General features: G+C 52.4%; 15 protein-coding genes and 1 pseudogene. 4 read left to right on the top strand and 12 right to left on the bottom strand.

Annotated elements, in window-relative coordinates:
• The first annotated feature begins 249 nt into the window (after positions 1 to 249).
• Positions 250 to 435 (top strand): hypothetical protein, encoded by a 186-nt coding sequence (locus B142_RS0105445; protein ID WP_018120539.1) that lies wholly within the window; start codon positions 250 to 252, stop codon positions 433 to 435.
• A 5-nt stretch (positions 436 to 440) separates the two neighbouring features.
• On the opposite strand, the gene B142_RS0105440 is transcribed toward B142_RS0105445, so the two are convergent.
• Both B142_RS0105440 and B142_RS14175 read right to left on the bottom strand, forming a co-directional pair.
• The gene (locus B142_RS0105440) at positions 441 to 659 is read right to left on the bottom strand and encodes a hypothetical protein (RefSeq protein ID WP_018120538.1); all 219 of its coding nucleotides are present in this window, start codon (positions 657 to 659) and stop codon (positions 441 to 443) included.
• Positions 660 to 1,069: 410 nt separating this feature from the next.
• Entirely contained in the window at positions 1,070 to 1,279 is a 210-nt protein-coding gene (locus tag B142_RS14175; protein WP_018120535.1) for a tyrosine-type recombinase/integrase, read from the bottom strand.
• A gap of 269 nt (positions 1,280 to 1,548) precedes the next feature.
• On the opposite strand from B142_RS14175, the pseudogene B142_RS14260 reads away from it, so the two are divergent.
• A pseudogene (locus tag B142_RS14260) lies at positions 1,549 to 1,866 on the top strand (hypothetical protein); the annotation flags it as partial.
• Positions 1,867 to 1,876: 10 nt separating this feature from the next.
• Entirely contained in the window at positions 1,877 to 2,197 is a 321-nt protein-coding gene (locus B142_RS0105415; RefSeq protein ID WP_018120533.1) for a hypothetical protein, read from the top strand.
• A gap of 384 nt (positions 2,198 to 2,581) precedes the next feature.
• Here B142_RS0105415 and B142_RS13535 read toward each other — a convergent pair whose 3' ends face one another.
• On the bottom strand, positions 2,582 to 2,728 hold the full coding sequence (locus B142_RS13535) for a hypothetical protein (protein WP_018120531.1): 147 nt from the start codon (positions 2,726 to 2,728) through the stop codon (positions 2,582 to 2,584).
• 148 nt (positions 2,729 to 2,876) lie between these two features.
• Positions 2,877 to 3,137, bottom strand: coding sequence for a hypothetical protein (locus B142_RS0105400; protein ID WP_018120530.1), 261 nt, complete (start codon positions 3,135 to 3,137; stop codon positions 2,877 to 2,879).
• 298 nt (positions 3,138 to 3,435) lie between these two features.
• On the opposite strand from B142_RS0105400, the gene B142_RS11990 reads away from it, so the two are divergent.
• Complete coding sequence (locus B142_RS11990) at positions 3,436 to 4,473, top strand: HtaA protein (RefSeq protein WP_236658172.1); 1,038 nt, start codon at positions 3,436 to 3,438, stop codon at positions 4,471 to 4,473.
• A gap of 30 nt (positions 4,474 to 4,503) precedes the next feature.
• On the opposite strand, the gene B142_RS0105390 is transcribed toward B142_RS11990, so the two are convergent.
• From B142_RS0105390 to B142_RS0105355, 8 genes are all read right to left on the bottom strand, one after another.
• Positions 4,504 to 4,794: an ATP-binding cassette domain-containing protein gene (locus B142_RS0105390; protein WP_018120528.1), complete on the bottom strand. Its 291-nt coding sequence runs from the start codon at positions 4,792 to 4,794 to the stop codon at positions 4,504 to 4,506.
• Positions 4,795 to 5,095: 301 nt separating this feature from the next.
• Positions 5,096 to 5,713: a hypothetical protein gene (locus B142_RS0105385; protein ID WP_018120527.1), complete on the bottom strand. Its 618-nt coding sequence runs from the start codon at positions 5,711 to 5,713 to the stop codon at positions 5,096 to 5,098.
• A gap of 35 nt (positions 5,714 to 5,748) precedes the next feature.
• Positions 5,749 to 6,783 carry a hypothetical protein gene (locus B142_RS0105380; protein WP_018120526.1) on the bottom strand — a complete coding sequence of 345 codons (1,035 nt, stop codon included), beginning with the start codon at positions 6,781 to 6,783 and terminating at the stop codon, positions 5,749 to 5,751.
• A 200-nt stretch (positions 6,784 to 6,983) separates the two neighbouring features.
• The gene (locus tag B142_RS0105375) at positions 6,984 to 7,703 is read right to left on the bottom strand and encodes a hypothetical protein (RefSeq protein ID WP_018120525.1); all 720 of its coding nucleotides are present in this window, start codon (positions 7,701 to 7,703) and stop codon (positions 6,984 to 6,986) included.
• Positions 7,678 to 7,992, bottom strand: coding sequence for a hypothetical protein (locus B142_RS0105370; protein WP_018120524.1), 315 nt, complete (start codon positions 7,990 to 7,992; stop codon positions 7,678 to 7,680). The genes B142_RS0105375 and B142_RS0105370 overlap by 26 nt, the downstream gene beginning before the upstream one ends.
• Before the next feature lie 667 nt (positions 7,993 to 8,659).
• A complete protein-coding gene (locus B142_RS0105365; RefSeq protein WP_018120523.1) occupies positions 8,660 to 9,235 on the bottom strand; it encodes a hypothetical protein in 576 nt (191 codons plus the stop codon).
• A gap of 34 nt (positions 9,236 to 9,269) precedes the next feature.
• Positions 9,270 to 10,451: a hypothetical protein gene (locus tag B142_RS0105360; protein ID WP_018120522.1), complete on the bottom strand. Its 1,182-nt coding sequence runs from the start codon at positions 10,449 to 10,451 to the stop codon at positions 9,270 to 9,272.
• A gap of 380 nt (positions 10,452 to 10,831) precedes the next feature.
• Positions 10,832 to 11,806 carry a hypothetical protein gene (locus B142_RS0105355; protein ID WP_018120521.1) on the bottom strand — a complete coding sequence of 325 codons (975 nt, stop codon included), beginning with the start codon at positions 11,804 to 11,806 and terminating at the stop codon, positions 10,832 to 10,834.
• Positions 11,807 to 11,926: the final 120 nt, after the last annotated feature.

Below are 11,926 nucleotides of genomic sequence, written 5' to 3'. Positions count from 1 at the left end.
CGCGTCTCTTCTCCGCGCATGCGGAGGTAATTCCTGGTTTTACGAGTACGTGCTGACCCCGGGTGGCTCTTCTCCGCGCATGCGGAGGTAATTCCACTCACCTGGGCTACTCGAAATGTTGGACACTTAGACTTCAATGATCCTCACTTTGTCGTGAACTAAGTAAAACAAGACGCGCTATTGCCACGGCCCCCGCGACTGGAATTTCACGCGCAAGGCAAAAACGTAGAAGACCCTGATTATTGGTTTATGCCCAATGATTCAACTTACGCTGATTTACGCTGGACGGAACACGCTAAGTTACTGAAAGAATTTGGATTTATTGAACAGCCGCTGGCTAAACCGATCAGGGGCGAAATTTCATACAGTGACCGCCGCGGCTGGAAAGTGACACAAGAGCTAGCTTGGGCCTTGCAAAACCTTAGCGTCAACTAGGCTTTTCACGCATCACCCTGCGAAGATTGATCAGATCGGTTAATGATGCGGTATAGCATCGCTCTAGATAGGCCAGTTCGTCGGTGCAGTTCCATTTTGGAAACCCCGGCATTAACGGCAGCATCAATCGATTGATAATAATCATCGCGCGCGCTAGCTAGTGCGTTTTCTGCCTGCTCATAGGCAGACTTGGCACTAGCTACGCGATCAATAGGGCTAGGCATTGGCACGACCGTAAGTAACCCCTGCCACGGCTACCAGTGGGATAAGCACCCACGCGCTGGCACCCGTGATTAGTACCGCGCTAGCGCAGATTGCGGTCATAAGATAGATGTAGCGTTCCATGGTGAAAATTCCTTTGCTAGGACAAAAGGTGCCCGGGCCTTCCCCCGGACACCCCGACTCTCAGGGGTCTTTGGTGATTTACTTCTTTCGCTGGTCCTTGTCTAGGTTACGGTATCCCACCACCGCGGCTATTAGGCCAGCGATTGAAGCCATTAACGAAGCCATTAACTTTGACAGTGCTTCAATGAAACCAATCATTATCATCACCTTCTTTCTGTGATTAATACTAGCGCAAACTACAGTAGACATGCATACCGCGGTAGACATGTGTTATGTGATGTTAAACACGCTAGATAGCGATCTTCCAAGCGGCTTGCACAGACCGCGTTACCGCATCATCATCCGTACTCACATAAATTTGAGTAGTCGCAATACTGGCATGTCCTAACGCAACCTGCACGGCTCGCAGATCGCGCCCACCGTCGGCATATGCCACACCCGCAAAACGATGCCGCAATTTATGCGGAGTCCAGCCATCCGGCAAGTAACGCGTTACCATCTTGCCTAGCCATGCTGGTGATATGTACCCATGATCATCGCCAGGAAAAACCACGCGCCCGCGCTGCTAATTCTTCGCGCTAATCGTGCTGGGCATGGCACCGTTCGGACGTGCCCGCCTTTCCCCTTTGCCCTTAGCGTCCCTCTTCTCCGCGTATGCGGAGGTAATTCCACTTCTTATTCGGCTGGAAGTATTCCGAACTTGGGAAATTAGGTAAAGGTCCTGGACGTACCGGTAGAAGTGCTCACGAAGTTTCTGATCCCCTTGGACACCTTTATGGCTCTAAGGAAAAGGGTAAAACAGTTTTCCCGGAAGAATGGACACCTCAAGATATTGTTCATGCAGTACATAAGACTATTGAAGATCCAGAGAGCTATCAGGCAAGAGGGAGCTATCGTGAAGCCCGAAAATGGGTTGATGGGGTACTCGCCGAAGTAGGCTGGGATATTGTAGGGAAAGGCTCAAAGCATACTGCTGTATTAAAAACAGCCTATCCAATTCGGGAAAAGGGGTTATGCAGGTTAAAGGTGGTAAACTTGTGGAACCGACTAAACCTTATAGTAAATATGAATTTTTCATCCCAGTGAAAGGGAAGAAATGGCCCTCATGATTCACGGCATTGATGTTGAGGAAACACGCTATGATGACAACCTTTTCATCGCCCTGTGGGAAGAATTTCTTACTGATTATTTACAAGAGTTTAGTAATCCTGATGTGGTTGAAACAGCACCAATAGGAGGCGAATATGAATTAGCGTTTGAGCTCGCTGTCCGCGATCTAATTTACGAAGATATTATGATCAGTGTGCAGTGGCTGGAAGCCATAGAAACAGCAGTCTACATTTCAGACCATTGGCAGCAGCGATTCGCCGACTACGCCAAGCGAGTACGCGCTCACCACGCCGGGGCAAGTGCCTAGCCACTAAGATTAACTACCAGCCCGGCCGATGATCATCGCGCTGAATTTTGTTATACCTACACCGTGAGATGTTCAGCCCTGGTGGGTACTGTCAGTCAGGTTCGATTCCCGGTTCGTCTACTACCCCCACCCTACAGCAGGAAGTAACCATCATGGAAAAAATAATCACCATCACACTCGGCGTAGCGCTTATCGTCAGTAATGCCCTACCCGGACCTATTGAACTGACCCTTATCCTATACGCAGCTTTTGCTATGGCAGTAGGCTATGGCCTAAGAAACATACCCCGGCTGTACAAAGAGCTGAAAGCTGTGTAGCACACCCCCGCCATCACTTGCTTCTTCGCGCGCACGGGTAATGCAAAGTCGCTGGTAGCAACACACGTCAAGCGCGCCTTTTCTCCACTAATTCGGAATTAGCTAATACCTGTGCTTGCAGCTTGTCGAATGCTTCCTGAAGTATCTCGGCATGCTCTTGGATCTCCTCAGCGTGTGCATTCGAGTTATCTGCGGTAGCGGTTGCGGAATCCATTAGTGACTCCTCCCAGGAAAGCTATTGATGCGGGTACGACAAAACCCGGCGCGATGATGATCGGGCCGGGTTGGTGGTGAATCTTGTGGGTTAAGCGCCTGCCTTTGCGTGATGTGCACGCACACGCTTGGCATATTCGGCAAACTTTTCACGATCCCGAGGGTCGAGGTAAATAGGCTGCTTCGAGCACATCCAGCCACTGCTCGCTGATCATGATGTCTTCTTCAATCAGCGAGATGACAGCATCCTCAAATACCAGAACAAATTCTCCGCCGAGGCGCTTATCGATTTCGTCCGGGTGTTTGAACTCCTGTAAATAATCAGTCAGGAATTCTTGCCACAGATTGAATAAGACCTCGTCGTCATCATAAGCATCATTCGCATCAATACCATAAATTGATCGTGCCATACTCATTTCCTTACATCTACAAAATCCTCGTCCTTGCGGTGCGGATCAGTGGGATTTACCAGATTACTGTCCGAAACCTCTAGAACGCCTTTCCCTCGCACTGGGAAAGCGGTTTTCAACTCTGCTCTTCCCCGGAGCGCGCGGAGTCACTTCTAACGTCAGAGATCAAACACCCCACGAAACACAACAGCGACTGACGCTCACAATCCAGTGACCACCCCAGCAGATCATCACCCTGGTGACACAAAACATACATAATTAAGATTGGCGAACCTGACCATGGATTAATCTGAGTTATATGAACGCTCACCTCCCATTCCGCACAAGATCACTCTCCACCGCCGTGCTCACCCTCGCCCTCGGAGCTAGCACGCTTGTTCCCGGTACTCCCGAAATCACCCCGAACGCCCACGCCGCCACCCCAGTGATTCCGGACGACCTCCCTATTTTCCCAAAAGTTTCTGAAAATCCACAGGTGACCGTGACTTTCGAAGACGGCACCCCCGTCGAAGGCGCAACCGTCCACCGCGGCGACGTGCTGCTGGTACATGGCACCGGATTCTCCCCCGAGGCTAACCAAGGCGGCTTCCCGTTCCCCGTTCCACCGGGTGTGCCCAATGGCCTCTTCGCACTGTACGGCGCATTTCCCTCACACTGGAAGCCCAGCGAGGGCGCAGCTCCATCTACCCGCACGCACCCGCACGATCGCATGGCATGGGTCATGCCAGAAGGCACCTTGGAAAGCATTCCGGCAGGTGCTATCGACATGCGCCGCTCTATCGCACGGCAGGAACAACCGATGCATGCCGACGGCTCTTTCACCGCCCGCATCGTGGTGGATCCGCCCGAAACCACCCCGGGCGATAATTGGGGCGTATACGTCTACCCCGGCGCAGGTTCCATTAATGCGGCCGAGGAGTTTTATATTCCCTTGAATTACTCGCCCGCGCCTGGCCCAAACACCCCTGCACCACCCCAGCCTGATCTTCTTCTCGACGCCGACCTTGCCTTCCGTTTCGCGGAGGTCACCAAAGGCGGGGTAAACGCCAAGAATGGAGCAACCAAGGTGGATGCACACCGCGTGGCATTCACCCGAGATGCGTCCGCAGAAAACGGCGATGGCGTGCGCAAATACAAAGGCACCGTGATCACCACCGCACGATTTACCCTGGCAGAATTCGCGGTGGCCGATCCGTGGCTCATACCGCAACCAGACGGCAGCTATCTGATTACGGGGCTTATCTCACGCTCTTACAATGTGGGTGCCGATGAAATGGTGCGCCTGCCACTGGGGATGATCGCTGCCGCCCAGGCTGGCGAACTAATCCGCGGTTAGCGTTGGGCTAGTTTTCAGACAAGAACTTCTTCAGCTGTTCAACACCATCAATTGCCAGTGGTGATGGTGGCTCAGCAAAAGCCAGCAGCATCGGCGCACGTCGACGTCGTCAGTGGCTGGCAGGCCGGAAAGATGCGTCAAAGGCGTTGGTGCCTTGTACAGCATTCCGACGCTGTTTAAAGCAGCGATGATGCCGTCGTCAGAATTATCTTTATGCGGCAGCCGGCCTAAGCGAACTACCTCTGCGACAGTCATTTGCGGTGGTTCCCCGCTATCTTGCGCCGCCACGGAAAGCTCGTGGGCGATTTTGCGCGCCCGCATAGCGATACTTAGAACAATATTTCGTTATTATTTGAGACCTGAGACACGAGCCATTGCACTGATACCCCACCCATATTGAAAGTGTGAGCAGACATTGCTCTCGCCGACCAAGGAACCGCAACCTTATTTTGACTTCCGCCAAGTATGGAAAGAGGTGGAAACTCCAGAATTGAAAAAACCGGAGCAAACCGGTCACACGATAAATAATCATGCATTCTCGGTTTACTCCGATCTTACAGGCTCACACTCTGTCCAAGCCCGCCCAGGATTTTAGTTCAGTGGTTCTGCCCTACCCCACGCTTTAACCAAACAGGTTCGATGAGCTAGAACTCAACAATCCTCCATTGCCCAGGCCTGGTCGCTGCGGAGGCTTTGGGGCGTCGTCGGGTTTAGCGACGTCGGGTTTAGCGTCCTCAGGACTCTGGCCTGGGGCTGGCCTACGGCCATCGTCAGTACCCGGTTTGTGCTCTGGCATCGTCTCGGGCGTTCCACCCGGCGCGGGCACATCAGCCTCGCCGACTCGAATTTGTTGGAACGTTTCCGGCTTGCCAGCGATACCCACCGTAATGGTCTCGCCCACGCGCAGTTGATACAGCGTCGGGATGGCATACTCGAAAGATACGAGATCCGAGCCAAAAGCTTCTTGGCGGGAGGCAAGCACCGTCTGTTGGTGGGCACGGTCGTTAAACAGAATAGAAACGTACTCCGATTTACGTCCTGCTTCCAGCAGTACTTTGCCGGTAAGCTTCGTGTCGCCGACTTTCACCGGATTAACAATGACCTGCTTCGCCGCATCAGACGCCTGGTTCTGTACGGATGCCACAGGTTGTGCCTGTGCTGCAGTAGCCACCGAAGCCGCCACCGGCACAACGAGAGACACTGAAACTAGTGCCGTTACGAATACACGCTGGTTTATCATGCAGAATTCCTTTCGGGAGAATCGCGGGACCAGAGTTAAAACTTGATGTTGAACTGCGCAAGGAAATCACGCAGTGGTTGCAAGAAGTGTGCACCATTGAAACCTTGAGTGAATAGCTTAACGACGCCAGAGACAACTCCAACTACACCACCGATGGCTGCGACGGTCTTGAAGAAGTCACCAATATTCGAGCTTCCCTGCAATGCACCTTTGTCAATCTCTGGTTTTTTACCGTCTTCACCAGGAAGTTTTGGATCCTCTGGCTTCTTTTCTGGTGACTTCGGAGCCTCGGGTTTCTTTTCTTCACTAGGCTTTTGATCTTCTGGCTTCTTGTCGCCAGGTTTCATGCCTTCGTTTTCGGGAGTCTTAGGCTCTGTCGGCTTTTGTTCACCACCCTCTGGTTTCTTCTCAACCTCAGGATTCGGGGCTGGCTGCTCGCCTTCTGGCTTAACCTCGACCTCTGGCTTAGCCTCGCTCTCCGGCTTAGCCTCACCTTCCAGTTCTTTCTCATCTTCCGGCATCGGGGACTGCTGACCCTCCCCTGGTTTGTTCCCGTCCTCCGGCTGCTGTTCTTTATCCTGCGGTTGTGGCGCCGGTTGCTCTACCTCCGGATTTTGCTCATTCCCCGGAGCCGGAACTGGTGCCGGGCTCGTTTCTGGCGTAAGAGCTTTTTGCACAGTGACGGTTTGGAAGGTTTTTGGATTCCCAGGAATTCCTACGGTGATTGCTTCGCCTTCCTGCAGAGGGCGCGACGTCGGAACAGTATATTCAAACGCAACCAAATCCGATCCGGTAGTGCTTTCTCGAGTTGCTTGCACGTGTTCGTTGTGCGAGCGCCCCACAAATAAAAGCGCCACGGATTGCGAATTCTTTCCCTCTGTAACTAAGACTTTGCCGGTGATCTTCGCATCACCAACCCGAGGTTGATCAACAATAACCTGCTTGGAAGCGTCATCGGCAACAACCGGTGCAATTTCTTGCGCCTGCGCAACCGGCGAAAGAGCAGAAACAGAAGGAATAGCGAGCGACCCCAGGGCCGCGATAGCAACGACGACGCGCTTGTTAAGCATAGTAAAAGGCCTTTCAGAAAGCGGCGGGAACAAAATATTTGGGTTAATCTTTAACCAAAACTTGTAATAACTGCTTGAAAAAGGATGGGAGAATCCTGGGGTTAACGTCCCAATATGATTCTCGACCGCTAGCGTGCTTAGCTGGCTGCTCCGACACCGCCAACGGCTTTCCCTTTCCAACAGTCTGGCAAATTTTTAACCTAAGCCTTCACCACGACGGTTTGAATCTCCGCCAACTTGCCGACCGAGCCGATCTTGACTTGGTCGCCTACCCGTAGGTTCAGGCTCTCCGGCACCGCAATCTCAAAGTTCGCAAAACCTTGCGCATCCTTCTGTGCGCTCTGCACACTCACCTGCGCAAACAGCGATCTTGGGAAAAATGCTGCAATCTTTTGCTCCGAGACACCCTCGGGCAGTTTCACTCTCCCGGTTATTGTCTTAGCTCCAGCAGCAATCTCGTCGATAAGAATCTGCGTCTGCTGCGTTTGTGCACCATCATCTGCGCCATCCGCGCTACCTTCTCCGTCACCTGAGCCTTCCGCTTCAACCAGCAACATAGCACCACCGTTACGGATGCGCTGTGGCGTCGGTGCGCCCTCTCCCGTGTATACAAAAACCTGGTGGTGTTCCCGCAGTTGCAGGCTTTCCGGAACCGGGATTTCGAATTTCACCAATTCAGCTTTGCCCGGGTTTTTCTTCTTCGCAGTAACTGTGACAAAGTTACGGCGCGGAAGTGCTGCGCTGATTTTCTGCTCGTCCTGGTCTGCCTGGAGATACACCGTACCGGTCACGGTCCGGGCTCCAGCTTTGATGCGGTCTACGCTCACACCGGTCTGGTAGTCACGATCGAGGTCATCGGTTCCTCCACCGTTTCCTGGCTTATCAGTGTTTTGGTCAATGGTGCCGGCTGCAGCTCGCACCAAAGCTGGGTTGAATCCTTGCTTTGGAGATACCTAATTCTTCGATAACCTGCGTCAATTCATGATCCGACAGTTGAGCAATTTGCTGGACCGACAGCCCACACGAGACCTTCAGATGCTTGGCGACGACAATCGAGACATCCCCCTTGAAACCGGCGTCTTCGACGACCTGCTTGCCGCAACCCAGGTGCGACGGCGCCGCCTGGGCAATTGGCGAAAGATTGGAGACGGTGGGAGCCGCGATGGACAGGGACAAAATGGCAGTAGCCAGAACTCGCTTGTTAAGCATGAGAGGGCCTTTCGCAGTAAACAACAAAACGGGAACTGATCGTCAAAGTTCGATTCCGCTAGCGCGAGCACTGGATTCAGGTATTCCCAGGCTTCTGCCAGAAGGCATTGTCATCGAATCACTTGGTTGATCGATCGCAGAAAACTAGTCCGTGAGTTGTTTGGTTGTCAAAACAAGGCCATTACCAGTACTTTTGCTGTTAAAAATAACCTGAACAGTTCATTAAAACTCCATCGTTAAGCTTGGGGTTTACCGAACTACCCGAGAAGTTAAGCAACCGCACAAATTGAGACACGCCGGCGCCCCTCCCCAAAAAACACAAAACCGGAGCACCCCATTCAATGAGGCGCTCCGGGAAGTTTCACCGTCTGCGGTCAACCACAAGCACACAGCCGCGGTATACCCAGCGATACGCAGTCTTAGATCTTGATGTTGAAGTGAGTAAGGAAATCCCGCAGTGGCTGTGCGAAATTGGCACCACTGGAACCCTGAATGAAACCCCAGATATAAGTCTAGAAACAAAACCGGAGCATTCCATTGGCAACCGTGTTCAGGTTTATCCGACCAGGCTTGCCCGCTCAACGCTTCGGCTCATAGTTCACCGTGGTGGCAGAAGCACTGATAAAACAGCAGCTTCTACCCGCCACTCTCAATAGCCCAGCCTGGCTTAGCCGAATAGGTTCGACGAGCCGGAGCTACCCAGCATCATGCCACCGTTGCCTCCACCTGGACGCTGTGGTGGTTTCGGGGTCGCACCTGGTTTTTCTCCTGGGGCATTGTCGCCTCCGGGCGTCTGGCCTGGCTTCGGAGGCTCTGGTTTAATGCGCTTTTCGACGAAGACCGGCTTAAATGAACCGAAGTGTCCGACGATGCCCACCGTGATGGGTTCTCCCTCTTCTAACTCGTAAGCATTCGGAATCGGGATGGAAAACGGCACGAGTTCGGTGGTGCCAGTGTTCTCGCGCGTCACTGTTGTCCTCTCAACGTGCACACGGCGGTCAAAACGCGCCCCTACCTCTTTCGACTTCTCACCGGCTGCAAACTCCACCTTGCCGGTGATGTGTTTATCACCAATGTGGATTGTGTTGACAAGCACCTGACCTGCAGCATAAGTGTTTGATGCTTGCGCAGCAGCATAAGCTGATGTTTCCTCTGCCTGAGCAGCTGGAGCCAGAGCCGAAGCTACCGGCGCAACCAATGAAACCGACAATACCGCGGCTGCCAGAATTTTCTTGTGAATCATGGGTTTCCTTTCGGGCGAATGAATGATTACGGAACTAGAACCGGATGTTGAACTGCGAGAGGAATCCGCGCAACGGCTGCAGCAAGTCTGGAGCATGTGATGTTTGAGTGAACAGCTTAAAGATGCCACCGATCAAACCAACTACTCCGCCGATAGCAGCGAGCGTTGTGAAGACGTCTCCGATATTCGAGCTTCCCTGCAGACCATCTTTGTCTAGTTCTGGGTTTTTCTGGCCGCCAGGGTTCTTTGGATTCGGCTTTTTCTGATCATCCGGCTTCTTCTGCTCAGGAGTCTTATCCTCTGGCTTCTTGTCCGGTAGTGGCTTACCTGGGGCCTGTGGTTCAGGATTCTTCTGCTCCGGGGTTTTGTGTTCAGGAGTCTTATCCTCCGGCTTTTTCTCAGATCCAGGATTTCCTGGTGCAGGATTGTCAGGATTCTGCTGCTCAGGCGCAGACTGATCCGGTTGTGGATTTTCTGGTGCTGGAGTATCCGGGGCTGGCTTTTCTGGAGCCGACTGCTCAGGATTTTGCTGGTCTGGGTTTGGACTTTCAGTAGATCCTGAATCCGCTGCTTGAACGGTAACTTTCGTTTGACGGTCTTGCTGTCCCTGCACCCCAACTGTGATCATTTGTCCAGCCTCAAGGACAAGCGATTCAGGGACTGCAAGCTCGAATGGCACTTCTTCCGCCACATCGAATCGAGACTTATCAACAGTCATGCTTGTAGTTAACACGCGTGGGAAGACCGCAAAAATAGTTAGTTCTTTTTCTTCCTTCTTCATCACAACGGTGCCGGTCACCTTGGTGGCGCCCACTTTCACTGGATCAACGGTGACTCCGTAGGTAAGTTCGCCTTCTGCCTCACCTCCTGGCATGCTGCGCGGCCCTAAACCTCCGTCTTTTTCTGCATCGGTTGCATTCAAATATGCATGCAGTCGGCCCAGGTTGATGGGTTGGCCATCATAACCCAGTTCGGTCAGTACCTGCTGCAATTGCGGCTCAGTTAGTTTCTTAATCTCTTCAGGGACCAACTTGCAGCCGCGCCGCAAGTGTTCATCCAGGTGACCTTCGACGTCGCGGGTATCAAAATCGCTACCTTTCTGCAGGCGCTCACATCCCAGATATGGCTCCGATGCTTGAGCATGCGGGGAAACTACCGGCGCAACCAATGAAACTGACAACACAGATGCCGCAAGAGCACGCTTGTGGATATTCATAACAACCTTTCGAGGTAGTACAACAACAATGTTTAGAAAGATCGTTCTTTGATGAGTTGCAGCCCGACTCCAAAGGTTTTAATGTTTCAAGCTTGTTGCCAGGTCGATTTTCATCACAGATGCGTATCAATCAGTCGCAGCAAGTTAGCCTGTCATCGATTTGGTTGTCAAAACCCGGCAACTACCAGCAGTTTTCCACTTAAAAATAACCTGGCAATCCTGCGTCTTCTTCAGGACTGATCTTAGAAACTGCTGATAGCAAAAACCGGAGTACCTCGTCATCTGAGGTACTCCGGTGAAAAGCCGTAATCGCTAGCTGACTTACAGCAATAATTTACAGCGAACACTGCAGAGCGTTAGACGCAAATCGGCATCTACTCTTAGATATGGATGTTGAACTGCGCCAAGAATTCACGGATTGGCTGCAAGAATGGCACGCCACCCAAGTTCTGGTTGAGCAAGTGCGCGACGCCAGCTACCAGCGCAGCCAAGCCACCCAAACCAGCTACAGCGGCAATCGCTTTACCAGCATCCGAGCTGCCCTTGGAAGACAGATCGTTACCTGGTTTCTTCTTACCTTCTTCGTCGTTGGCACCCGCACCTGGCTTCTTGTCTTCGTTTTCATTAGCACCATCGCCGTTGTCAGTTACGTCAGCTGGCTTCACAACAATGGTCTGACCAGGCCCCTCACCGGTTTGTGAGTTGGCCGTGTTCGGTACAGGAGTAACGAAGACTTCGTCGCCAGCCTTCAGCTCAACACCTTGTGGTACTGCGATCTTGAAATCGACCGTGGCAGCCTTAGCCGGCGCCTTTACGGCGATCTTTTCAACTGCACCACCTGGGAAAGTAGCGGCAAACTCGTAGTTCTTCTCGCTTGGGTATAGGCGAACCGTTCCGGTGACCTCTTTGTCACCGGCTGTGATGTCGTTTACCTGTGGCGAAACAATCATCTGCTGGTCGGCAGCATCGCCGTCTGGGTTATCCTGGCCGCCAGCTTGCCCGGCCTCATTAGCACCAGAGCTTTCCACAGCAGCCCGGTTCACCTGTGCAGCATCGAGACTGCTGATCTCTGCATCAGTGAAAACTGCTTCACCGTTTTTATTCTTCAGCTCTTTAGCAACACTCTTCAGCTCATCAACGCTCAACTGAGAAATCTGCTCTTCAGTCAAACCACAGTTCTTTTGCAAATGCTGTGCAACAGCAATCGCTGGCTGTGAGTTAAAATCCAAACCACTGACATAACGCTGCTTGCAATTCTGGTGTGAATCAACTGCCTGCGCGACTGGCGCAACGGTAGGGACAACGAGAGATACAGACAATGCGGCAGCCGCCAGAACACGCTTATTGAAGCTCATAAAGAAACCTTCCGAGACAAAATACCAAGAAAACTAAGACTGGTAATCCTTGAGAGCAAACCCCTTCTACAACCCAATAAGCTGCAGAAACACACTGGCACGCAACACAATGCGCTAAGT

The organism is Corynebacterium propinquum DSM 44285 (genome assembly GCF_000375525.1).
In the GTDB taxonomy this organism is placed as follows: Bacteria; Actinomycetota; Actinomycetes; order Mycobacteriales; family Mycobacteriaceae; genus Corynebacterium; species Corynebacterium propinquum.
The sequence above is the reverse complement of the archived record's forward strand: the minus strand, read 5'-3'. Positions and strand labels throughout refer to the sequence as shown.

What these genes read in the sequence shown, in the direction of transcription:
- B142_RS0105445 (WP_018120539.1), top strand. Translation starts at nt 250, where the DNA reads ATGCCCAATGATTCAACTTACGCTGATTTACGCTGGACGGAACACGCT.
- B142_RS0105440 (WP_018120538.1), bottom strand. Translation starts at nt 659, where the DNA reads ATGCCTAGCCCTATTGATCGCGTAGCTAGTGCCAAGTCTGCCTATGAG.
- B142_RS14175 (WP_018120535.1), bottom strand. Translation starts at nt 1,279, where the DNA reads ATGGTAACGCGTTACTTGCCGGATGGCTGGACTCCGCATAAATTGCGG.
- B142_RS0105415 (WP_018120533.1), top strand. Translation starts at nt 1,877, where the DNA reads ATGGCCCTCATGATTCACGGCATTGATGTTGAGGAAACACGCTATGAT.
- B142_RS13535 (WP_018120531.1), bottom strand. Translation starts at nt 2,728, where the DNA reads ATGGATTCCGCAACCGCTACCGCAGATAACTCGAATGCACACGCTGAG.
- B142_RS0105400 (WP_018120530.1), bottom strand. Translation starts at nt 3,137, where the DNA reads ATGGCACGATCAATTTATGGTATTGATGCGAATGATGCTTATGATGAC.
- B142_RS11990 (WP_236658172.1), top strand. Translation starts at nt 3,436, where the DNA reads ATGAACGCTCACCTCCCATTCCGCACAAGATCACTCTCCACCGCCGTG.
- B142_RS0105390 (WP_018120528.1), bottom strand. Translation starts at nt 4,794, where the DNA reads ATGCGGGCGCGCAAAATCGCCCACGAGCTTTCCGTGGCGGCGCAAGAT.
- B142_RS0105385 (WP_018120527.1), bottom strand. Translation starts at nt 5,713, where the DNA reads ATGATAAACCAGCGTGTATTCGTAACGGCACTAGTTTCAGTGTCTCTC.
- B142_RS0105380 (WP_018120526.1), bottom strand. Translation starts at nt 6,783, where the DNA reads ATGCTTAACAAGCGCGTCGTCGTTGCTATCGCGGCCCTGGGGTCGCTC.
- B142_RS0105370 (WP_018120524.1), bottom strand. Translation starts at nt 7,992, where the DNA reads ATGCTTAACAAGCGAGTTCTGGCTACTGCCATTTTGTCCCTGTCCATC.
- B142_RS0105365 (WP_018120523.1), bottom strand. Translation starts at nt 9,235, where the DNA reads ATGATTCACAAGAAAATTCTGGCAGCCGCGGTATTGTCGGTTTCATTG.
- B142_RS0105360 (WP_018120522.1), bottom strand. Translation starts at nt 10,451, where the DNA reads ATGAATATCCACAAGCGTGCTCTTGCGGCATCTGTGTTGTCAGTTTCA.
- B142_RS0105355 (WP_018120521.1), bottom strand. Translation starts at nt 11,806, where the DNA reads ATGAGCTTCAATAAGCGTGTTCTGGCGGCTGCCGCATTGTCTGTATCT.